Source organism: Chryseobacterium sp. Leaf201, from assembly GCF_001421435.1.
Lineage (GTDB): Bacteria > Bacteroidota > Bacteroidia > Flavobacteriales > Weeksellaceae > Chryseobacterium.
This window is the reverse complement of sequence record NZ_LMKA01000086.1, coordinates 1-22,544: the sequence shown is the minus strand read 5'-3', so window position 1 is coordinate 22,544 and position 22,544 is coordinate 1. Positions and strand designations below refer to the sequence as shown.

26 protein-coding genes and 1 riboswitch are annotated in these 22,544 nt (G+C 40.6%); of the genes, 13 read left to right on the top strand and 13 right to left on the bottom strand.

Features of this window, described 5'->3' with window-relative positions; all coding sequences use genetic code 11:
- Positions 1-118: 118 nt before the first annotated feature.
- From ASE55_RS13065 to ASE55_RS13055, 3 genes are read right to left on the bottom strand one after another with little or no spacing between them, the layout of a single operon-like run.
- Positions 119-658: a GNAT family N-acetyltransferase gene (locus ASE55_RS13065; protein ID WP_056220388.1), complete on the bottom strand. Its 540-nt coding sequence runs from the start codon at positions 656-658 to the stop codon at positions 119-121.
- Positions 659-671: 13 nt separating this feature from the next.
- Positions 672-1,466, bottom strand: coding sequence for a hypothetical protein (locus tag ASE55_RS13060; RefSeq protein ID WP_056220385.1), 795 nt, complete (start codon positions 1,464-1,466; stop codon positions 672-674).
- Between the two features lies 1 nt (position 1,467).
- Positions 1,468-1,794: a hypothetical protein gene (locus ASE55_RS13055; protein WP_056220381.1), complete on the bottom strand. Its 327-nt coding sequence runs from the start codon at positions 1,792-1,794 to the stop codon at positions 1,468-1,470.
- Positions 1,795-2,054: 260 nt separating this feature from the next.
- On the opposite strand from ASE55_RS13055, the gene pafA reads away from it, so the two are divergent.
- Positions 2,055-3,701 carry an alkaline phosphatase PafA gene (gene pafA / locus ASE55_RS13050; RefSeq protein WP_056220378.1) on the top strand — a complete coding sequence of 549 codons (1,647 nt, stop codon included), beginning with the start codon at positions 2,055-2,057 and terminating at the stop codon, positions 3,699-3,701.
- A 54-nt stretch (positions 3,702-3,755) separates the two neighbouring features.
- Here pafA and ASE55_RS13045 read toward each other — a convergent pair whose 3' ends face one another.
- From ASE55_RS13045 to ASE55_RS13025, 5 genes are all read right to left on the bottom strand, one after another.
- Positions 3,756-4,352 carry a Crp/Fnr family transcriptional regulator gene (locus ASE55_RS13045; RefSeq protein ID WP_056220375.1) on the bottom strand — a complete coding sequence of 199 codons (597 nt, stop codon included), beginning with the start codon at positions 4,350-4,352 and terminating at the stop codon, positions 3,756-3,758.
- A 238-nt stretch (positions 4,353-4,590) separates the two neighbouring features.
- Positions 4,591-4,908 (bottom strand): barstar family protein, encoded by a 318-nt coding sequence (locus tag ASE55_RS13040; RefSeq protein ID WP_056220373.1) that lies wholly within the window; start codon positions 4,906-4,908, stop codon positions 4,591-4,593.
- 72 nt (positions 4,909-4,980) lie between these two features.
- Positions 4,981-5,466, bottom strand: a complete 486-nt coding sequence (locus ASE55_RS13035; RefSeq protein WP_056220370.1) for a ribonuclease domain-containing protein — start codon at positions 5,464-5,466, stop codon at positions 4,981-4,983.
- 88 nt (positions 5,467-5,554) lie between these two features.
- Positions 5,555-6,349 carry an NAD(+) synthase gene (gene nadE / locus ASE55_RS13030; RefSeq protein WP_056220368.1) on the bottom strand — a complete coding sequence of 265 codons (795 nt, stop codon included), beginning with the start codon at positions 6,347-6,349 and terminating at the stop codon, positions 5,555-5,557.
- 53 nt (positions 6,350-6,402) lie between these two features.
- A complete protein-coding gene (locus ASE55_RS13025; protein WP_056220365.1) occupies positions 6,403-6,924 on the bottom strand; it encodes a GNAT family N-acetyltransferase in 522 nt (173 codons plus the stop codon).
- A gap of 168 nt (positions 6,925-7,092) precedes the next feature.
- On the opposite strand from ASE55_RS13025, the gene ASE55_RS13020 reads away from it, so the two are divergent.
- The 8 genes from ASE55_RS13020 to ASE55_RS12985 all read left to right on the top strand — a co-directional run bounded on the left by ASE55_RS13020 (position 7,093) and on the right by ASE55_RS12985 (position 13,503).
- Positions 7,093-8,076, top strand: coding sequence for a hypothetical protein (locus ASE55_RS13020; protein WP_056220362.1), 984 nt, complete (start codon positions 7,093-7,095; stop codon positions 8,074-8,076).
- A gap of 92 nt (positions 8,077-8,168) precedes the next feature.
- The gene (gldC, locus tag ASE55_RS13015; protein ID WP_056220359.1) at positions 8,169-8,495 is read left to right on the top strand and encodes a gliding motility protein GldC; all 327 of its coding nucleotides are present in this window, start codon (positions 8,169-8,171) and stop codon (positions 8,493-8,495) included.
- A gap of 88 nt (positions 8,496-8,583) precedes the next feature.
- The gene (locus ASE55_RS13010) at positions 8,584-9,723 is read left to right on the top strand and encodes a cystathionine gamma-synthase (RefSeq protein WP_056220357.1); all 1,140 of its coding nucleotides are present in this window, start codon (positions 8,584-8,586) and stop codon (positions 9,721-9,723) included.
- A gap of 123 nt (positions 9,724-9,846) precedes the next feature.
- The gene (locus ASE55_RS13005) at positions 9,847-10,299 is read left to right on the top strand and encodes a DinB family protein (protein ID WP_238585047.1); all 453 of its coding nucleotides are present in this window, start codon (positions 9,847-9,849) and stop codon (positions 10,297-10,299) included.
- Between the two features lie 48 nt (positions 10,300-10,347).
- Complete coding sequence (locus tag ASE55_RS13000; protein WP_056220354.1) at positions 10,348-10,791, top strand: hypothetical protein; 444 nt, start codon at positions 10,348-10,350, stop codon at positions 10,789-10,791.
- A complete protein-coding gene (locus ASE55_RS12995) occupies positions 10,775-11,305 on the top strand; it encodes a hypothetical protein (protein WP_056220351.1) in 531 nt (176 codons plus the stop codon). Before ASE55_RS13000 ends, ASE55_RS12995 begins: the two co-directional genes overlap by 17 nt.
- Positions 11,306-11,361: 56 nt before the next feature.
- A complete protein-coding gene (locus tag ASE55_RS12990) occupies positions 11,362-11,910 on the top strand; it encodes an L-threonylcarbamoyladenylate synthase (RefSeq protein WP_056220350.1) in 549 nt (182 codons plus the stop codon).
- A 171-nt stretch (positions 11,911-12,081) separates the two neighbouring features.
- Entirely contained in the window at positions 12,082-13,503 is a 1,422-nt protein-coding gene (locus ASE55_RS12985) for a CCA tRNA nucleotidyltransferase (RefSeq protein WP_056220348.1), read from the top strand.
- A gap of 175 nt (positions 13,504-13,678) precedes the next feature.
- Here the strand turns inward: ASE55_RS12985 and ASE55_RS12980 are convergent, their stop codons facing one another.
- The 5 genes from ASE55_RS12980 to cdd form a co-directional block, all read right to left on the bottom strand.
- On the bottom strand, positions 13,679-14,686 hold the full coding sequence (locus ASE55_RS12980) for a T9SS type A sorting domain-containing protein (RefSeq protein ID WP_082474529.1): 1,008 nt from the start codon (positions 14,684-14,686) through the stop codon (positions 13,679-13,681).
- A 29-nt stretch (positions 14,687-14,715) separates the two neighbouring features.
- Positions 14,716-15,996 (bottom strand): DUF5074 domain-containing protein, encoded by a 1,281-nt coding sequence (locus ASE55_RS12975; protein WP_056220344.1) that lies wholly within the window; start codon positions 15,994-15,996, stop codon positions 14,716-14,718.
- A gap of 25 nt (positions 15,997-16,021) precedes the next feature.
- Positions 16,022-17,146, bottom strand: a complete 1,125-nt coding sequence (locus ASE55_RS12970) for a YncE family protein (RefSeq protein ID WP_056220341.1) — start codon at positions 17,144-17,146, stop codon at positions 16,022-16,024.
- A gap of 15 nt (positions 17,147-17,161) precedes the next feature.
- Entirely contained in the window at positions 17,162-19,186 is a 2,025-nt protein-coding gene (locus ASE55_RS12965) for a TonB-dependent receptor (RefSeq protein WP_056220339.1), read from the bottom strand.
- A gap of 115 nt (positions 19,187-19,301) precedes the next feature.
- Positions 19,302-19,437: riboswitch (cobalamin riboswitch) on the bottom strand.
- Between the two features lie 197 nt (positions 19,438-19,634).
- Entirely contained in the window at positions 19,635-20,117 is a 483-nt protein-coding gene (gene cdd, locus ASE55_RS12960) for a cytidine deaminase (RefSeq protein WP_056220337.1), read from the bottom strand.
- 101 nt (positions 20,118-20,218) lie between these two features.
- Here cdd and namA point away from each other — a divergent pair, with 101 nt between their 5' ends.
- The 4 genes from namA to ASE55_RS12940 all read left to right on the top strand — a co-directional run bounded on the left by namA (position 20,219) and on the right by ASE55_RS12940 (position 22,482).
- Positions 20,219-21,271 (top strand): NADPH dehydrogenase NamA, encoded by a 1,053-nt coding sequence (gene namA / locus ASE55_RS12955; protein ID WP_056220335.1) that lies wholly within the window; start codon positions 20,219-20,221, stop codon positions 21,269-21,271.
- 30 nt (positions 21,272-21,301) lie between these two features.
- Positions 21,302-21,586, top strand: coding sequence for a DUF2752 domain-containing protein (locus tag ASE55_RS12950; protein ID WP_056220333.1), 285 nt, complete (start codon positions 21,302-21,304; stop codon positions 21,584-21,586).
- A 32-nt stretch (positions 21,587-21,618) separates the two neighbouring features.
- Positions 21,619-21,948, top strand: coding sequence for a CCC motif membrane protein (locus tag ASE55_RS12945; RefSeq protein WP_056220331.1), 330 nt, complete (start codon positions 21,619-21,621; stop codon positions 21,946-21,948).
- 288 nt (positions 21,949-22,236) lie between these two features.
- Positions 22,237-22,482 carry a hypothetical protein gene (locus ASE55_RS12940; protein ID WP_056220329.1) on the top strand — a complete coding sequence of 82 codons (246 nt, stop codon included), beginning with the start codon at positions 22,237-22,239 and terminating at the stop codon, positions 22,480-22,482.
- Positions 22,483-22,544 lie beyond the last annotated feature (62 nt).

Genomic DNA, 22,544 nt, shown 5'->3' with positions numbered 1-22,544 from the left:
TACTTAAATAAATTCAAAACCTTAGCTTATAGCTTTTAATACTAATTCTGATCTTCATCAGTGCTAATTCCGGTTTCTTTAGTATATCAATGATTTGGATAAAATATAAAGCACTATCTTAAATCATCAGGTCAAAACTCATAAATACGGCCGTTTCAGCAGAATCTGCATACCGTTTTGTATTGATACCGGTGAACATAAAACCGCATTTCAGGTAAAACTGAATGGCAGAATAATTGGTATTCTGTGTTTCCAGCTCTACGATCCTGCAGTTCAGCTCACGGGCTTTGCGGTTAACTGCTTTTATGAGCAGTTTTCCTATATTCTGTCCTCTGTAGGCTTCATTCACTGCAATATGTTCAATGAAAAGACTGTTGTTCCATGTCCTGAAATCGCAGATGATCCAGCCGATGAGTTCTTCTTCATGAAAAGCACCGAAAGAATGTCCCTGTTCAATTATTCTATTGAGCCTGGCTATGTCGTCCGGCCCGGTTTCCCAAACTTTTATGTACGGCTGTTTTTTCTCTCTCAAGCCAAATTCAAAAGAACTTCCCATCTCAATAGCATAAACCACATAGATGGTATCGGTTTCATAACCGTTTAAATTCAGGTTCAAAGTAGAGTTATCGGTGAGATTTTCCAGTTTTCTGATCTCCATTGAATATATAATTTTAAGAAAGTGTTTTACGGATGATGAATTCTTCATCAGCCATCAGCTGAATATGCGGGCCGTTTGCAGGATACGATTCCAACCCGTTTTTATGACCGAACTGTACAGTATATTTTTTTGCGGTATTTTGGAATTTATCTCCAAAAGAAATAAGGTCAACCATTTGGATCTGTTCTTTGGTCTGGCGCCCGTTGGTAAAAAAAAGCATCAGGTTAATGAAATCACCTGTCTCAAAATCAAAATAATAAAAAACAGCGATATTTTCCTCGCGGCATACTTCGGTAAGATCATGCAGGAATGTTGTTTTCACGTTCAAAGAAAGATGGCAGTCGATCCGCATTGAGAAATTTTCTGCATCATATTTTTTAAAATCAGAACCTACCGACTGGATAAAATCATGTTTCCGTTCACCATACATGCCTTCATAGTCTGCATCAAAATTATAAACCGTTTCCTTGTCAGGTGAAGCTTTATATTCTGTGAGAGCAGCATTTTCATCTTTTAGAAGTTCTTCAATCTCTGAAGCCAGCTGGAAATGATAATCGAATAAAGTATAATCGCCGGTTTCTATAAACAGATAATTTCCGTCTGCCTTCACTTTTAAATAAGTTCTTTTATATTCAGATTTCAGTTCTCTTATTCTGGATAAAAAACGTTCTGCATCCGGGACATACACGCTTGCCTGAAGCAGCGCAGGATTATTGGCATGCCCTCCGAAACCTTTTAAAAACCTGAAAAAGTCAAAATGATAGAGCCCGTCAGGAAATTTGTAATACCAGTATACCCCTAAAATCATTTTAAAAATCTATGGATTTTGAATTCAGTACATTGCCTCTGGTACTGTACAGGATGATCTGTATGAAAGCCAGTACTGAAATAACAGCCACCCTGATCATTGCATTTTCAGAAAACCTTTTCCTGATCACTTCCATATAGCTGATTTTTTCAATGGTGAATTTTTTAAGCTGATCCATGTCTGTAAACCCATTTACTTTGGTGATTTCAGAGTTTATTTCAGCTTCATTAAGGGTAACGGCTACATTAATCAGGTTGATATTGCTCATAAAAAGCCATCCGAACAACAGGATGGAGACAAATAAAAGAAAAGGTCTGATAAGTTTCATTATTAGGTGATTTAAACGGATTCCGGTTCTTTCAAATGTAAAAAAATCAATCCGAAAAAAAGTGAAAAAAGTGACTTATTATAATCAGGTACCGCGGAAAGCATTTATACAAACTCTGAGAATACCTGAGTGGTATCTTTATAGCAGATCCTGAAGCAAATGTTATTTTTTTGTAATGAAACCGAAGCGTAAATTAATTAAAATTTCACATCCTGAAAATTTCAAAACCCGTAAATTTGCTCCCAACAAAATTTTACGGAATGCTTAGGAAAATTTCGGTTGTGGCGGCTTCTTTTTTGTCCGTTATTACAACCTATGCGCAGAAGAACAAAAATTCTCAGTTAGAGAGGCCTAAATTAGTGGTAGGGCTTGTGGTAGATCAGATGAGGTGGGATTACCTGTACCGTTTTTACAATAAATACAGCAATGAAGGGTTCAAAAGGCTGTTGAACACAGGTTATTCCTTAAATAATGTTCATATTCCCTATGTTCCTACCGTTACGGCTTTGGGGCATGCCTGTATTTACACAGGTTCGGTTCCGGCGATCCACGGAATTGCGGGAAATGACTGGACTGATAAAGAGACCGGGAAAAATGTATACTGTACAACGGATGAAAGCGTAAAGCCGGTAGGTACTGCCAATGCAAGGGTCGGGAGCCATTCTCCAAAAAATTTATGGTCTACCACTGTTACGGATGAACTGAGGCTGGCAACCAATTTCCAGGGAAAAGTGGTCGGTGTTTCCCTGAAAGACCGGGCATCCATCCTTCCGGCGGGACATACTCCGAACGGAGCGTACTGGTTTGATGACTCTTCGGGGAGCTTTATCACCAGCACCTGGTATATGAACGATCTTCCGCAGTGGCTGAAATCATTCAATGCGCTTAACCTGCCGGATAAATTAGTGGCCAACGGCTGGAACACCCTGCTTCCGATCAGTCAGTATACCGAGAGCTCACCGGACAATTCATCATGGGAAGGATTGCTGGGAAGCGCAAAAACACCTACCTTTCCTTACAGCAATTTAGCTGCCGACTATCAGGCTAAAAAAGACAACATCCGTTACACACCGTTTGGAAATACCCTGACTCTGAAATTAGCTGAGGCTGCTATTGAAGGCGAAAAGCTAGGAGGTGATGATGTTGTGGATATGCTCGCGGTGAATCTGGCATCCACAGATTATGCAGGACATAAATTCGGGCCTAATTCTATTGAAGTAGAAGATGTTTATTTAAGATTGGACCAGGATTTAGCGCAGTTTTTCAATTACCTGGATAACAAAGTAGGAAAGGGCAAATATACCGTTTTCCTTTCTGCAGACCATGGAGGAGCCCATTCTGTAGGATTTCTGCAAGAGCATAAAATTACAACCGGGTTTTTCGGGGATGGAATTGAGGCCAATATGAATCAGAAACTGAAAGAAAAATTCGGAGTGGATAAACTGATTAACGGTGTTGACAATTATCAGATTTATTTCGACAGGAAATTGCTGAAAGAGAATAAATTAGTGCTGGATGAGGTAAGGGATTTTACCGTTCAGGAAATTGAAAATGACCCTAATGACCTGTATGCCGTTTCTGTAACGAAAGTGCAGGAAGCTACGATTCCGGAGCCGCTTAAGCAAAGGATTATCAATGGGATCAACAGGCAAAGGAGTGGGGATATCCAGCTGATCTCTCATGATTCTATGCTTCCGCCGTATGCAAAAACAGGAACCACGCACAGCGTATGGAATTCTTATGACTCCCATATTCCTCTGATTTTTATGGGCTGGGGAATTCAGCACGGAGCAAGCGATAAGGCCTATCACATGACCGATATTGCACCTACGGTTTCATCTTTATTAAAAATTCAGTTTCCCAGCGGGAACATCGGAAACCCGATTACCGAAGTAACGGGAAAATAAATAATTCAGAATAACAGACTAAAAAATCCTTAACAGAAGTTGAGGATTTTTTATTTAAATAAATATTTTAGTGCCGTCAATCTTCAGCAGATCCTGTTTCTCCATCTTTTTGATGGTCCTGATCACCGTTTCTATCCTCATTCCGGTAAGGGAAGCCAGCTGCTGCCTCGTATAGGGGATGTGATAAGAAAACTTTTCTTTAAAACCGAAGTGGTTTTTAATATGGTTCAGAATAAGATTAAGCTTGGCAAGCGGATCCTGAAAAGAAAACGGAGCGGCAATAATATATCGGTAATGCATCCGGTCTGCCGTATAAGAATATATATTAAAAAAGAGATCAGGCTTTTTCTGCAGCATCTTCATCAGCTTGTTTTTTTCCAGCCTGATAATTTCGCAGTCTGTGATCGCTATTGCATTAACAGCATATTTTTTATCATGGAAAAGATAGGTTTCTGCTAGGCAATGACCGTCAAATGGTATTCCATGGATAAACTCTTTACCGTCTTCCAGAAAGCTGCTCAGCTTAACGGTGCCGGATTTTATTTGTAAATAATACTTCGGAGTGCTTTCTTCTTCAAAGATATATTCACCGGGGATATAGTTTTGCAGTTCAGCGCCATGGGAAAACAAAAGGTTTTCACAAATGATCATAAGCTAACAGGTATTGATTTTTGTTAAAATTAACAAAATAACACCTTGTTTAAAAATTAATAAGTACCACATACATGCCTTAAAACTGCTGTAGCAAAGCGATTGGCCCCTGTACAAATAAGATGATAAGTTCTTGCTGTTTTAGTGAAATTTTTACAAACACATATTCGTAAACCGACATAAAAAATCCGCAGAGTTCTCCGCGGATATTATTTTTGTTTCCTGTCTTAATTTAAGATTATTCCTTATTGCTGCTATCTTCCTCCTCATCCTCTTCTGCATCATATTGTTCAAGGAAATAAGCAAACGTAAAATCTTCCATTTCTTCTTCTGTGTCTTCCAGTGTCGTAAGCAGGTCTTCAAAAGTTTCAAGCTGGTCAACCGTCATGTTTACAAATTCAAGATGAAGCGGCATTTCCAGTCCGCCTGTGATGACATCAGATAAGGCATCCAGATTGTCTCCGAAATGCTCCGGAAGCGTAATTTTTTCTTTTAGCTGGGCATAAAAATCTTCGTCATCCCCAATATCCGTAAAATCTATATATATTGTTTTCATATTCTTATTTATTAATTAACCGGTCCGGAAACACAATTTAACATCGCTGATATTTGCTCTTAATCAAAAAAACTACTGCTTTTTAAAATTTTTATAATGATCTTTTGTCAGGTAAACCTCACCTTTATCTGTGAAGACAATCCGGTCGCCGTTCCTGTTTCCGCAATGGTAATTTACATCGGCCTCCTGATACAATTCAGTTTTTGGAAGTTTGCCCTCACGGTTGCCGAAACGGTCTCCGCCGATGGCTTTTCCCGGCAGAACCTCACAGAGATTTCCTTTCGCAGGATCCCAGCCCTTGCTTCTGGCTTCATTTTTCGTAATGTAATACGCCGGCAGTTTGTGGTTTTCCTTTACATAATCAATGACGTTTTTCTCTTCCGTTAACTGATCGATGGACTGTTGGATATCCTTACCCGCCGCTCCGTATTCAACAACAGGATTTGTTTCTGAGACCAAAGGTTTATCCGCAATGAAATTTTTATAAACATACATCACAGACATCCCGAAAAGAAGTCCTAAACAGATGAAAAATACAGATCTTGTTTTACCGGTCATTATTTTTTTAATTTAAATTGATAATTACCATTCTGCCTTTTACCAGCATATTGTTATATTGATAAACTGTTACATTGTTACATTGATTTTATCCTTTCCGCCATTCTTCAGGAATATCACAGATCGGAATCGGGACCATTTTATGTTTTGCGGCTTTGTGCATCCTGTCGAAAATCATGAATACCTCTTTATCGCGGCCTTCATAATCAGCAACTGCTTTCGTTCCGTATTCTTTCTGGATTTTTTCCAGCTCAGGATAGGTGGCACCGATCTGGTCTTCATCAGTCCGTTCAGCATCCCAAAGTCCGTCCGTAGGAATGGCATTCTGAATACTTTCAATCAGGTTCAGTGATCTCGCCAGTTCATACACCTCGGTTTTATATAGATCTGCAATAGGCGAAACATCCACACCGCCGTCACCGTATTTCGTGTAAAACCCGATACCGAAATCCTCTACTTTATTTCCGGTACCGCAAACCAGAAGCCCGTGAAGCTGCCCGAAATAGTACAGGTTCAGCATTCTGAAACGGGACCTTGTATTGGCCATGGCCAGGTTATTGTTTGGGTTGTCTTTTGAATGTTCTGCGACAACGTTTTCAAAACTTTCAAAAATAGGGGTAAGGTTAACGGTTTCCCCTTTTACATTCGGGAATCTCTTTTTTAAATCTTCAATATGGTCCTGCGCCCGGCTGATCTGGTCTGCTTTCTGGCGGATCGGCATTTCCAGAAGGAGTACGTCAAGGCCCGTCATGGCGCAAAGCGTAGAAACCACTCCGGAATCCACACCTCCCGAAACGCCCAGTACATATCCTTTTGCATTAGCTTTTGTGGCGTAGTCTTTAAGCCAGTTGACAATATGGTCTGTTATTTTCTGTGTCTGCATTGTTTATATTTTTAATCTTTTTTAAGAAGTTCCAATTTATATTCCAAAAATTTTCAAAGCTGATTTTCACGTCGTTTTTCGTACCAGAAACAAAGGCCGTCAGGCTCCGTTAATTCACCGGTTTTAATGAAACCCAGTTTTTTCATCAGGTGATGGGAAGCCGTATTTTCATGGTGCACATCCGCATAGACCGTGTCCAGGTTCAGTTCTCTGAAGCCGTATTCAAGAGAAGCTTTTGCAGCTTCTGAAGCATATCCTTTTCCCCAGTATTCCGGCAGGAACCGATAGCCTAAATCATAGAAATTTTTATATCCGTTTGCTTCTATACAGAATTTAAGCCCGCACCAGCCAATGAAAAGCCCGCTCTTCTGCTCCACAACAGCCAGTCTCCCGGTGCCATAATCAATATATTGTTTCCTGATCATGCGGATGATATGCTCAGATTCATGGAGCTCTGTAACAGGCAGAACGCCCGTATATTTTACAACTTCCGGATTGGAGTCCATAAGGAAGAGTGGCTCAGCATCAGCTTCCTCGAATTCCCTTAAAATAAGCCTTTCTGTTTTAATTTCCATACCTTGTTTTTGTGACTGCAGCTTTTTCAGTGTTTTATTTGTGAAAGTAAGCTTTTATGCACCCTGATAGCCGGCCAAAGACATAAAAAGAGTTGCAATTATTTTATTTTTGGGCATCCGGTTATCTTTAAATCATTATTTTTGTACTCTTAAATTGCATGTAAAAATATGAAGATTTTCAGAATTATTGCGCTTTCTTCAGGATTAGTTTTGAGTTTGAACGCCTGTAAAAAAGAATCCAGTGACCAATGGAACGTGGAAATAAAAACCCCTGCCGAAAAAGTGATGATCACCGATATTTCAGGGCAGTTTTATGACCAGAATATTCCGCTGGAGCAGTTTAAGAGTGAGTTTCCCTGGTTTCAGGGCACGGTGAGCGATGCTGATTTCGGAAAACGGAGAACCGATAACGAAGAAATTAAAATTTATAAGGAAGCCATCGGAAAAATAGACCAGAAAAGGCTTCAGACTGATCTTCATGATCTGTTTTCACATATCAAATATTATTTCCCGCAGTTTAAGAGCCCGAAGGTATATCTGTTTTCTTCCGCTTTACAGATGGTTCAGGACCCTATTTTTTATGATGCCAAAGGGAATCTCCTGTTTATAGATATTACCGGTTTTATGGGGGAAGGAAACCTCAATTACAAAGGGCTGGAAATGTATTTCCAGAAATCTATGAACCCGAATAACATCGTTCCGAAAGTAGCACAGATTTTTGCGGAAGGCTTTGTAAAGGAATCTCCGGACCATCAGAAATTTATTGATATGATGATCCTGAATGGCAAAATAATGGTTCTTAAGGATGCCTTTCTGCCTGCTTATCCTGAATATCTGAAAATGAATTATACCCAGAAGCAGTATGAATGGGCAGTTTCCAACGAAGCCAATATCTGGAACTATTTTGTGGAAAACAATATCATTTTCGGGGATGACCACAGGCTGGAAGACCGTTTCATCGCTCCGGGGCCTTTCTCGAAATTTTATACCGATATAGACAATGAATCTTCACCGCAGGTCGGGATCTTCACCGGATGGCAGATCTGCAAAGCCTATCTTAATGAAAAGCCGGATACCAGGCTGCAGGATTTCCTGAAGATGGATGCCACGATAATCTTTAACCAGTCCGGATATAAACCGAAACTGAAATAAACAGATCAGGAAGGGAGGTTTGAAGCTGGAAATAAGATAAGGTTATAAGTAGGAATTAACCGAAAAATAAATTAGAAATAAATAGAAACGTTATGAGAAAAACTCAGATTACGATAGATGTAGAACTTGATGAAAACCATATCCCGGAACATATCAGCTGGAACGCGCAGGACGGCGGGATAGATAAGGAAGAAACAAAGGCCACCATGATCTCAGTTTGGGATGATAAAACCATGGAAGCTTTAAGAATTGACCTCTGGACCAAGGAAATGCCGGTTGACCAGATGAAAATGTTTATCCACCAGATCCTTGTTTCCCTTGGGAATACGTACCAGAGAGCAACAGGAGAGGAAGATGTAGCGCAGTGGATGGAAGAAATTGCGGAAGAATTTGCTGTTAAGTCGGCGATAAAAATGTAAATAATAATAAATGTAACAGTCTGAAAGTTTAACAATGTAATAATAATTGGTAAACCGGTAAACTGATACATTGGTAAATTATCAAATTATGAATTTTAATACAAAAGTAATACACGGAGGACAGCACCACGAACCGGCAACCGGTTCTGTAAATGTGCCTGTATTTTTAACCTCTACATTTGCACAGACAAGCCCGGGCGTTCATTCCGGTTACGAATATTCAAGAGCAGCAAACCCTACAAGACAGGCGTTGGAAGACTCTTTGGCAAGCATTGAGAACGGAGCAAGAGGGCTGGCATTCGGATCTGGGCTTGCCGCCATTGACTGTGTTCTGAAATTACTGAATCCCGGTGATGAGGTAGTAGCCGTTGATGATTTATACGGAGGAACCTACAGGATGTTTACGCGGCTTTTTGAAAAATACCAGCTGAAATTCACGTTCGTGAATTTTGATGATGTTTCGAAAATTGCTGATGTCATTACCGATAAAACCAAGCTGATCTGGGTGGAGACTCCAACCAATCCGCTGATGAAACTGGTTGATATCAAAGCTGTTGTTGAAATAGCCAAAGGAAAAAATATCCTGGTTGCCGTTGACAATACTTTTGCCACGCCGTATCTTCAGAGACCGATTGATATGGGAGCTGATATCGTGATGCATTCCGCTACAAAATATTTAGGGGGACACTCTGATGTGATTGCCGGAGCTTTAGTTGCCAAAGACGCTGAACTCGGAGATAAGCTTCATTTCATCCAGTTTGCAAGCGGCGGTATTTTAGGGCCTCACGATTCTTATCTGGTGTTGAGGGGAATCAAAACATTGGCTTTAAGGGTTCAGAGGCATTCAGAAAATGGGATGGCTGTTGCCAGATACCTGGAATCTCACCCTGCCGTTGACAAAGTAATTTATCCGGGATTGGAATCCCATCCGCAATATGAACTGGCAAAAGCCCAGATGAAAGATTTCGGAGGCATGGTTTCCTTCACATTCAAATCCGGTAAGCAGGAAGATGCCGTTAAATTTCTGGAACAGATAAAAGTATTTACTTTGGCAGAATCATTAGGCGGAGTAGAATCCCTGGCCAATCACCCGGCCCTGATGACCCACGCTTCGATCCCTGCTGAAAAACGTGCTGAACTGGGAATTACAGATGATCTCGTACGTTTAAGCGTAGGGATTGAAGATGCGGAAGACCTGATCGCAGATCTGGAAAAAGCATTTTCTTAATTCAATTAAATAACATCATGAGAAAAATGGAGACAGGCATCCTTAATGAAGTCCCGTTTTTCTCATGATAATTTTGATCGCCATCAATTTATCATGGCTCATCACTTATAACATCACCTTAACATGACTGATTTTCAGAAATATGTACAGCGGTATTTAGACCTTATTCCATCAGCAGACTGGCTGCAGGAAATGAAGAATACCGGAGAAAAAACTGTTCAGATATATTCCGGACTTACCGAAGAACAGTCTCTTTTTGCTTATACGGAAGGAAAATGGACATTGAAAGAACTGCTCCTTCATTTATCAGATACGGAAAGAATTTTTCAATACAGGATTTTAGCCTTTGCAAGAGGTGACCAGAATGAGCTGCCGGGTTTTGGCGAAGAAACGTATGCTCAAAATTCCTTCGCCAACGAAAGAAGCTTAGGATCATTAATAGAAGAATACCAGTTGGTCAGAAAATCTTCTCAGTCTATTGGAAACACTACATCCTTCTGTGGTAAGCAATACAGGGACAGCCAACGGAAACCGGCTTTCTGTAGAGATCATAGGGAAACTGATTGTCGGACATAACGAACATCATTTGAATATCATTAAGGAAAGATATCTGCCACATATCTAATGCGTGAATTAAAAGGTAAAGTAATTGTAATTAGCTTATTGATTTTTGTACTTTCTCTTTTCTTTGATGCTTTTACAGTGGAGGATATGGGCAAGATTAAAATTTATAAGTCTGTTGAAGTTTTTTTAATAGGACCTGTCAGTTTTTTAGGAGGTGCGGGAAAAGAATTTTTGGTGTGGACGGCAAATATATGGTTTTTGATTTCTGTTGTCTGTATATTAAAAAGACATTACCTGTCCTCATTCATAACAGGAATAGTTGCCTTTATCATTTCAGGGGCATTTATTTTTCTTGAAGAAATCTTAGCGGCTGAAAACGGACGGATGGCCAGCATTTACAGTTTGGATGCCGGATATTTTTTATGGCTGGCTTCTATTCTGTTTGTTACTTGTTCTGCAGGTTATATACACATAATAAATAAAAAAGATGCGCAATCTGCATAATTTGGATGCCAAAAAAAGTATTCGGCTCAGAAAGCTGATTTTTGATGAAAGTAATTCTGCTGCATCAGACCGGCTGTTTACCTATATTATGTTTTCAGGTTTTGTTCTTATATCCTTATGTATAATACTTGATATTGTAGCATCCAATGAGGTTTCCTTTTCTCTTATTTTCCCCTTTTTAATCATGATTTTCGGGCTGCGCGGGTTATACTGTCAGTTTACTGAAATGAATCTCAGGGAAATCAGGACGGATATTCTGCCGGAGGAAATTAAAAAAAAGCTTACAGACTACAGCAAAAGAAAAAAGTACATGCTCTATCAGGCAACAGATTATTTATTTTTTTTGAATGAACCTACTCATGAAGGATTTTCCGGCTATGAACAGACTACTTTTATTTTTATAATTGAAGGAAAAATTTTATACACTTTGCTTAAGGAGACCACAAGATTTAATACACCTGTTTTGTTCGCACAATATTTTAAGGCGAGAGATTTGAAAAGAATATTAAGATAAGCATTGAATTAAAGAAAAGAACATTAGAAAGCTTTAATCAAAACATACATTATTACATGGAAAACATTATAAATTTATTAAAATCCGGAGGAACCATCCTTTACCCGACAGATACGATCTGGGGAATTGGCTGCGATGCTACCAATATTGAGGCCGTTAATAAAATTTTCGACATTAAAAAAAGGGAGAAAAATAAATCCATGATCATCCTGGTGGAAACTGAAAAGCGGCTGCAGGATCTGGTGGATGTTCCGGAAATGGCCTGGGAAATTATTGATCTGAGCGAAAAACCGGTAACCATTGTTTATGAAAACCCAAGAGGTCTTCCTAAAGAATTACTGGCAGAAGACGGAAGCATCGGGATCCGCCTGGTGAAAAATGATTTCTGTAAAAAGTTAATTACCAAGCTCAACAAGCCCTTGGTTTCCACATCTGCCAATTTCAGCGGCAGTAAAAGCCCGTTAAAGTTCTCAGATATTTCCCCTGAAATCATCAGTTTGGTAGATTACGCGGTGGAAGAAGACCGTGAGAAAGTTTCTGAGTATTCCGGGTCTTCCGTCATAAAAATCTGGAGCGATAACAGAATAAAAGTTCTCCGGGAATAAAGAAAAAGATTTTATTTATCTTTGCAGATCAATTGACCATTAAGAAATCGGACGCATCAGTTTAGGCTGAACATCTCATTTCTTAGTGGTTTTGCATTAGATTAAGATTAGCAGTCGTCAAATAATTGTTAATCTCATATCTGACATTTAATATCTAACATCTACAGAAAAATGTTCATTAATCTTAATCAGAATAAAAATCTTAAACTTTTCAAACTTATTTCTGAAGTGGCAGGCAGAAACAACCAGTCTGTATACATTGTCGGCGGATACGTCCGGGATCTGTTGATGAAGAGAAAAGCGTCCACTGATATTGATTTTGTTACGGAACAGAGCGGGATTGAGCTTGCCCAGCATGTGGGAAAAGAAATTGATCCCGGCATGAAGGTTTCCGTTTTCAAAACTTACGGAACAGCCATGATCAGGTACAAAGACCTTGAGCTGGAATTTGTAGGGGCCCGGAAGGAAAGCTACACCGAAAACAGCAGGAAGCCTGAAGTGGAGGGCGGAACTATTGAAGACGATCAGAAAAGAAGGGATTTCACTATCAATGCAATGGCTATTTCTTTGAACCAGGATAATTTCGGAGAACTGATTGACCCTTTTAACGGCATTGATGATTTAAAAAAAGGAATTTTAAAGACCCCTCTGGAACCGGCCCAGACCTATTCTGATGATCCGCTGAGAATGATGAGGGCCGTACGTTTCGCTTCTACATTACAGTTTGAAATTGAGGAAAATTCACTCGAAGCCATCAAACAGGAAGCGGAAAGGATCAAAATTGTTTCCATGGAACGGGTGATGGTCGAGTTTAATAAAATCATGCTTTCAGAGAAACCTTCAGTCGGATTAAGGTTGATGGAGCAGACCGGTCTGATGAAATTAATTATTCCCGAACTTATTGACCTGAAAGGAGTAGAAGAAGTAGAAGGGCAGACCCATAAAGATAATTTTTATCACACATTAGAAGTGGTGGATAATATTTCTGAACACACGGACCATCTGTGGCTGCGCTGGTCGGCGCTGCTGCATGACATTGGTAAGGCCCCAACGAAAAAATTTGTTGAAGGAACGGGCTGGACGTTCCACGGCCATGAGTTTTTAGGTTCAAAAATGGTGAAGACCCTTTTCCAGAGACTGAAACTTCCTTTAGGTCCGGATATGAAATATGTCCAGAAAATGGTGAAGCTGTCTTCAAGACCTATTGCTTTGGTAACCGATGATGCTTCGGATTCCGCATTAAGGAGGCTGCTGTTCGATGCGGGTGAAAACCTGGAAGACCTGTTCATCCTTTGTAAGGCTGATATTACCACGAAAAACTCAAGAAAACAGGAAAAATTCAAGAAGAATTTTGAATATGTAGCCGTTAAAATTAAGGAAGTTGAAGAAAAAGACCAGGTAAGGAATTTCCAGCCGCCAATTTCCGGAGAGGAAATTATGGCCATGTTTAACCTTAAGCCCGGACGTGAAATCGGGATTCTAAAGGAAAAAGTAAAAGAAGCTATTTTAGAAGGCGAAATAGAAAATGACCGTGAAAAAGCCAGGCATTTTGTAATTGCAGAAGCTGAAAAGTTAGGATTGACTTTAGCCTAAAAATTACAGGTTGAAATAAAATAATGAAGCAATGGATTTATCTGTTGCTTTTTTGCTGGAATAAATCCGGGCGGTTTCGAAGAAACCGCCCGGAAAAAAACACAAATGATGAAAAAAAATTAGATAAATGGTGACTGTAAGATCTCGGAAATAATTCCGCAGACCATACATCACTTTATTTAGCTATGATCAGCTTCACGTTCTGCGGTTCACCATCAGACCCGATCTGTACGATATAGTTTCCGTTCTGCAGATCGGAAATGTTCATTCTCTGATTCACCGTTTTACCCTGCTTTACCAGTGCACCGCTGATGCTGTAAATTTTTACGGCAACATCCTTTTTGGTACTGATCACGATAAAATCGGAAGCCGGGTTAGGGTAGATGCTGATTTTCCGGTCTGCAACTGTAGATTCAGCAGCTGATAATACTCCAGCTTCGTTAATAACGCCCACGGCATCAAGGTCAAACCCGGATGAACCAAAAGCAGTAGGGAAAGGATCTACCGCAACGTTTCCGAAGCTGTCAAAGGTTTTATAGCCGTCAGCATTGGTTCCCACCACATCAATAAGTTTTACGTGGGTAATGTTCGACTTATTCAAAAGCGGATTGTCAGGAAGGTCGCTCAGGTCAAAAGGGGTTCCGAAACTCGCGATATACTTTCCGGCAAAATTATTCAGGTACCTTGCATCCATCGTGGCAAATCCGGGGCCTCCGGCATCTGTAGAATTCTGGATGTAATTGGAAGGATATTCATTGTGGGAAGGGAAACGGAAAAAATTCACTCCGTCTGAACTTACCTCTACGAAAGCCAGTTCCAGATAGGCTTTGCCTGAAGCTCCGGAAGCAAAACCGTTTTCGAAGATCGCAAAATCGAAACCGCTGCCATTGGCAATGGCTTTGGAGAACGTAATGGTTGCCGTACCTCCGTCTCCGAGGCTTACCACAGATCCGTTCGCAATTCCTGTTCCGTTTGTATCGGTTCCGGCATTGGCATACGCTCCGGTAGTTCCGTTGATCTGCTGAAGCCCGCGTACCACAGTACAGCCGTTAGCCCAGGATTTAAAAAGCGGACTGTCCTTGGAAATGGCAGTAGTACCGGCTGTTCCTGCCTGCGGTGCATAGCTCTGGGCTATGGAAAAACAGGCGGACAGGCAAAAAGCAGCTATTGATAATTTTTTCATAATAAATTCAGTTGATTTTCTGTCAGTACTTATTTAATGATAAATTTTTCAGTTTTCTGATTGTTTTTATCTGAAATCTGGATCAGGTAAGTCCCTTTCTGAAGATCAGACACTAAAATGCCATTCTGGTAAACTCCGGATTTTAAAATCCTTCCGGAAATATCTGAAATTTTATACTGCGATGCATCAGCATTTTTAACATAAAGAATATCGGATACCGGGTTAGGATAAATCGAAACAGCTTTGCTCTGCTTGTTTTCAGATACAGCAAGAACTCCAGAAGAATAAACGTTTTTGTATACATTGTTTGCGCCGATTGTTGTCGTGAAACTGTTCAGAAGCGTTCCGGTCTGGCTATAAACATTTAAGGTAGAATTGGCAACAAAATCGGAATTAGCCTGAAAAATTTTCCCGTCGATAGCGGCAAAACCGTAGAAATTGCCATAAGGTGAACTTGCAGGTGTTGTAAAAACCGGAGTGCTGCTGAATGAAGCCAAATCTGTATTTAAAGCATATACGCTGGTAGATCCGGCAATAAAAAGCTGATTTCCGTCTGATGTAAACTTAAGGGCATCATAAGCGGATGGAGGGACTACCGAAGCATTTGATACGCTTGCAGTTACCGCATCGGTAGAGGTGCTGATTTTATAAACCGTAGATCCTGTACTTCCGGTACATAAAGCGAAAATATCATTCCCGATTACTGTTAAAGATTGCAGTCCGTCAGTTAAAGTAATGGTTTTGGTAATGGTATCGGTAGCAGGATCAATCACTTCTATGCTGTTTCCGGCACGGTAAGATGATTTGTTTACATACACTTTTCCGTTTACCGTAATAATTTCCTCAGGATCTGCACTCAGAGGGATACTGGTTATATAAGCCAATGTAGCGGCATTATGTACCGAAACATATGGTGTAGCAGATGTTCCCCAGTTGCTGGTGTATATTTTTCCGTTTGCTATCGTGGTATATCTTGGCTGCGTCACATTGCTGGTAATGACAGCCGATTTTACAAAGCTTGATCTGTTGGCTACCACAACTTTGTTGGAATTGTTTAAAACAAGATAAGATTTGTCTCCGTTGAAGTAAATGGATTGTAAAATATCCCCCAGCGCCTCACCGCTATTAGCCAGGCTGTAGACATTGTTGGTAATGTTATTGCTGGCATCGATGTAAGAGATTTCAGAAGTCGGACTTCCGTAATTCCCTTCGTTGGACACAATATATCCGTTGGAGTACTGGGCAGAGGTCAGCACAAAGCCTGCAGCAACAAAAGTTGCCTTTAACATGTTGGAATAAAACTGTTTCATATATTTAAATTTATTTGTATTGATTTTATTTACGTAAAAAAGTAAGGTGCCCCGGGATGTCCCCGGTTTTTACTTTCCATTTCAGTTTCCCGAATTTATTGTAACAGAACAGCTCGCCGGAAGAAGTGTAATCTTTGGCATCACCGATGAAAATATCGCTGTTTACAGGATTCACCGCAATGCTGTAAGGAATAACGATTCCGGATTGCGTACCGTCTGTAATAAAACTGTTGCTGATTACCTGGTAATTGTCCGTATCAATGATTCCGTAGCTGGTAGCAGTTCCTGCGGAAGTCCAGACATAGCTGAAATAGTACAGCCTGTTTTCCACCATGTCAAAATCACTCAGTGCCATATTGATCTCTTTGATCACCTGGTCCGTGACAGGATCCAGTACATAGGTTTTGGGAGGGATGCTGCCATAATTACCGCCGGAGGTAATCCAGAGTTTCCCGGTATCGTCTTTTTTGATTTTGCTGAGATTGACGGCTACCGGAATCTTCTTTATCTCAGTAAAGGTATTCAGGTCGATAACCGAAACCGTATTATCATAATCAGGGGCACTGTAAGCTCCGGAATTGGCCACATACAGCCTGTCGCCGACAACTTCCATCTGGTTAGGCTGTTTCCCTACAAACACTTTCCCGACAGTCTGAAGGGTGTTGACGTCAACTTTCACTACATATCCAGGCTGTGAACTTCCTACCGCCCCTCCGTACGAAGTGATGTAGGCATAATCTTTATGGAAATTGATGTACCGGCAGTTCTGTACGCTGATCTCACCGATGTGCTTTGCCGTTTTGGCATCCATCACTTCCACATAATTGGAAAGGTTGATCACGGCATACAGCTTATCGCGGTAGGTATTGATGTCATTTCCCACGTCGCCGAGACTTCCGGCCACGTTAGGATTCTGTGCGTTGTAATAGTTTTCGGTAAATACGCCGGTAGAGTAATCAAAAAAGTCAATGGAAGCTTTGTTGCTGCCCATATTTCCTTCATTCAGTACGTACAGCCCTTTGATATCGATGTCTTCCGGCTCCTGCACACCGGTATTGGTAGCACCGTAATTGATATAATCATAATCTTCCCTACACGACTGAACGGTAAGAATCAGAGAAAAAACCAGAAACAGATAGAACTTCTTCATTTTTTAATCTTGTGGTTAAAGCATTATTCTCAGGCTCATCCGGTAATTCCTTCCCGGCATAGGATAATTCTGGATCACGCTGTAATGCTGGTTCAGGAGGTTGTTCACTTCTAAGCCCAGCCTGAATTTCCATGTTTTCAGGTTAAACTCCCGGGTTCCGGAAATATCGCTGGTGTACCAGGGCTGTTCATAATTCTTCGGAACATTTTCAGACATGTTGTACCGTTCGCCTACATAGATAAAGCTGTAGTTCAGCTGCCATTCTTTATAGGTAAGCCCCAGCAGCATGCTGCCGCTGTTTTTTGCCGTGTAGGGAATCTGGTTCCTGTAATAGGAAGTAATTCCGTTCGCCTGCGTAACATTCAGTGCCTGCGTATAGGTATACGTAAAGCGGCTGCTCAGCAAAAAGTTTTCCGAAATCAGCCAGATAGCCTGTGCGGATACATCAGCACCTTTAATTTCCACTTCGCCTAAGTTTTCCATTGTCCATCGGAATTGCTGTCCTTTCGGATAGGCGACAATCTTATCATGGACCTTATTATAATAGGCATCCGCAATCAGATTGATATTTTTTAAAATCCCTGAATTAAAATCTTTATTAAAAGTAAAGCCCAGGTCATACTGATTGGTAAACTCAGGTCTCAGCTGCGAACTTCCGAGTTCCGTGTAGTAAAGATCATTAAAGGTGGGCATCCTGAAAATCCGCTTATAAAATCCGTGGATTTTAAAGTCCGATGCAAAAGGCTGGTAAGATGCAAATACCGTAGGCGTAAATTCGGAACGGTTCTGAGGTGCCGAAAATGTTGTATTTTCAATCTTTTCCTGCACAAAAGTCCCGAGGATGCTTCCCTGCAGCTTAAATTTTTTAAGATCGAGCTGGGTAGCCAGTGCAATAAGCTCCGTATTCCGCTGTGGATAAGCAAACTGCCTTAAGTTCGCATCCAGCGTATTGTACTGGTAATCTGCCGAAAGGTTGATCTTCCAGAATTTGTAAGGCGAATACTGGTGCGCCGTAGAAACATACACTTCCTGCTGTTTGTAGGTATTGTCTATGAAAATAGGTGTACCTTCCGGATTGTCGTTAAAATAGTGTGTATAATCATCAGCAAATTTAGCATTCACAAGGAACTGATATTTCGGGGAAATCTCTTTCTGAAAGCTTCCCTGGACGAAAAAGTTTTTGTCCCACTGTCTGCTGGATTCGATGTTCCTGTTCTTTACTACAGCTCCGGGAATTCCCCTTTCCGAATCGTAATAATAAGTTTTCAGTTTCCAGGATCCGTTATTTATTTTCCCGGAAATTCCTGCCTCTGCACGCAGGGCTTCGATATCGCCGCCTTTTCTGGTGCCATAGCTTTCCCAGCCCAGCGAACCGTCCGGCAGTGCTACCTTCTGACGGTATTTATATGCTCCGTTTCCGGTAAGGTATTCCGTATTTAAAGAAAGACTTATGGCATTGCTGATTTTCTGCTCAACCAGGATGGACGGATTGATAACCCCGAAAGATCCTGAACGGTAATTGAAGTTTACATTGGTTTTTTTCGTACCAGTGAAAACCGGTGTCCGGCTCTGGAGATAAATGGATCCGGAAGAACCGAAATCCCGTGCCGACTGGAAAATCTCGCTTTTCTGTCCGTTGTACAGTGAAATTGCTTCCAGGTTGTCAAGTGAAAACCTTCCCAGGTCCACGGTTCCGTTCTGGGCATTGCCAATAGGGATCCCGTCATAGAATACGCCTACATGCTGGGTTCCCATAGCACGGATGTTCACGGTCTTCATCCCGCCGATCCCGCCGTAATCCTTGATCTGCACTCCCGAGAAGTACCGTACGGCATCTGCCACGGAAGTACTGTTCAGCTTCTCAAGCTCTGCTCCGGAAAGTTTCTGGGAAGAAATGACCCCGGTTTCCTGATGCTTCCTGTTGATGATGATGTCCTGAATCATCCGCGTACCGATGCTGTCCTTTTCCCGTTTCTGTGAAAAAACGGATGCAGGTGCACTGATCAGGAAAACCGTAAAAAAAGGTAGATATTTTCTCATTCAATTTTACTCAGCCATAAAAAAGCTTACTGAATGATACATAGAAGGAAATCCCCTGGCTTTGTTGATTTACAAAGAGGTTTGTTACCGACTGTGCTTCACTCCACGAAAGCTTCATCAATATGTAGATTCAACATGGTATCTGACTTATAAATTCTTTTACCTGAATTATTTACAGTAGCGGGTCTGTTTTGGATTTTCACCAAATTCCCATTGTTGAACAGCTGCAAATTTAAGGTTTTAATTAGGAATGGACAATGGGAAATATATAATTTTCAGGTGCTTTTTTTACAGATAGTTAAAAAAGGCGGAAAATATGCCTGGTCTCCGCTGCATGATTTTCATTCGCATGGGGCATGCTGAGACCAGAAATCAGCATGAGCAAAATTCGGAAAGGGCCAGAAATGGGTCTTGAGATTTTTAATATAAAAGGAAAAGATTTTAATTTCTACAGAAACGTAGCATCAAAATAAAACGGAAGCAGATCCTTGATGGCATGAACCTTAACCACTTCCTCATTCATACTGGAAAAATAGAGGTCGATGTTCTCGTTCTGCTTCGTTTCATATTCCATTAAGCTCTGCCTGCAGGCTCCGCAGGGAGGAATGGGAGGGTTGTTCCCGTGAGGCTCCTTCGGACCTCCGACTACAAAAATCTTTTTGATTTTCATGTCCGGGAAATTAGCTGCTATCCAGAACAGGGCAGTCCGCTCCGCACAGAGGCCGGAGGGATAAGCTGCATTTTCCTGGTTGTTTCCGGAATAGATTTCATTATTCTCCAGCAGCACGGCACAGCCTACCAAAAAGTTTGAATAGGGAGCGTATGCATTTTGGCGTGCCTCTTTCGCTTTTGTGAATAATTCTTTTTCTATATCGTTCAGTTCACTGCTGTTCTTAAAATATTCGTAACTGATCTGAGTTTCTTTTTTCATATATTGTAGAATAAAAAAGGGGGATAAATTTACTTCTTTTTGATGAGGTGGGCAATATGGCCCCATCTTTGAAAATTCCAATTTTAAAATATCAATTTACAATGTTATATACTCCGATTAAGTTCAGAAATGTTGAACTGAAGAACCGTTGGGTGATGTCCCCGATGTGTATGTATTCCTGTGAAAACGGGCTTCCTGATGATTTCCATTTTGTACATTACGGCAGCAGGTCCCAGGGCGGGACAGGTTTGCTGATTGTAGAAGCCTCCGGTGTAGAGCCTCGCGGGAGAATTACCAACCACTGCATGGGAATCTGGAATGATGAGCAGGCACAACAGCTGCAGCGCATTGTGCAGTTCGTGCATAAAAATTCTGAAAGTAAAATAGGGATCCAGCTTTCCCACGCCGGAAGAAAAGGGTCTACCTGGAATAATGTTCAGATTTCAGTGGAAGAAGGCTGGGAAACCGTTGCGCCAAGCCCGGTTCCGTATCATCCGGAAGAAAGGATTCCGCATGTTCTAACAGCCGGGGAAATCAGGGAGCAGGTTCAGTATTTTAAGGAAGCAGCGGCAAGGGCAGTAAAAGCAGGGTTTGATGTTATTGAAATCCATGCCGCACACGGTTACCTGATTCATCAGTTTCTGTCGCCGTTGTCCAATATCAGGACAGATGAATATGGCGGAAGCTTTAAAAACAGAATCCGGTTTCTTACAGAGATTGTGGACGCCGTCAATGAAGAACTCAATGAAAATGTCGCTTTGTTCGTAAGGATTTCCGGAACTGAATATGCCGAAAACGGCTGGGACATCAAGGACAGCGTGGAACTGGCAAAAGTATTAAAAGACCATGCGGTTGACCTGGTTGACGTTTCCAGCGGAGGGAATATCCACGGAGTAAAAATTCCTGTGTATGAAGGATACCAGGTTCCGTTTTCTGCACAGGTGAAAAATGAAGCACAGGTAAAAACAGGTGCTGTCGGATTGATCACAAAAACAGAACAGGCAGAAGAAATCCTTCAGAAAGGCGAGGCCGATCTGATTTTTATCGCAAGGGAAATCTTACGGAATCCTTATATGGCGGTTCAGGGATCATTTGAAATGAAAGAAGACTGCTTTTTTCCGCATCAGTATTTAAGAGCAAAAATTTCCTCTTAATTTATTATATTTGGAAAGGAAAACGTTATAATGAAAATAGAAGATTTCATGCTCACCTGTCCGAGTAAAAAATTCTTAGGAATTGAATGCTTCGGCTGCGGTACCCAAAGAGCGCTTGTCATGGTATTTGAAGGCAGGTTCGGTGAGGCTTTTCACATGTTTCCCGCCATTTATACCCTGTTGCTTTTTTTTGCTGCTGTGGTATTGAATTTTGTGGATACGAAAAGGAATTACGGAAATGTACTGGTTATTCTTGCCGGGATCAATGCTGTAATCATGGTCGTTTCTTATTTTTATAAACATCCTCTGATATAACTCAACACAACATAACATTAAAATATTAAACTATGAATCAAAAGTTACCTAACGCAACAGGCGTTTTAATTTTAGGAATTGTCTCTCTTGTCACATGCTGCTGTTATGGGATTGTAGGTCTTATTGCAGCAATCATCGGTTTGGTTCTTGCCAATAAAGATATGGCTACCTATAATAAGAATCCAGGACAGTATGATAATTACGGGAACCTGAAAACAGGAAGAATCCTGTGTATTATAGGGATCGTGCTGAATATCCTGTCGGTTATTTATTACATATACATTATTTCCGCCATTGGTACAGATGCACTATTAAACCCGGAACTGCTTCAGGAGAGATTAAGAGAAATGCAGGGACAGTAACATCTGTCATTTGCTTACAGTTAAAAAATCCTTCTTTCATATCGAAAGAAGGATTTTTATTGCAGTTCAGTAACTGATGATTTACTTAACGATAAATTTCAAAGCCTGGTCATCCAGTTTTAAAATATAAACAGCCTATTTAAGATTCATTTACTACTGTAGTGTAAGTTCGGACGGATATATAAAATAAACAATGGATCTTTTAGTACGTAACAAAATAAATAAGAAGACTGTAGTAAGTGATCTTCTTCATATATTAGAGGAAATTTTATTGTAATATATTATTATATGATTAAAAATGACCTAAAGAAATGTGTTGTTAAAGCATTGGAAAATAACAATAGAAAGGCAAAAATCGTCGACATCTGTCGATTTATTTGGATAAATTACGAAAATGAACTTTGTAAATCTGGGGATTTGTTTTATACTTGGCAATATGATGTAAGATGGGCTGGTACAAAACTTAGAAAAGATGGAATTATGAAATCTGCTGAGGAGCAGGTGAATGGATATTGGGAACTTACAGATACTTAAAATTTTCTTTATAAGTAAAAAATCCTTCTATCAAGAGAAGGATTTAATTATAATTAAATCTG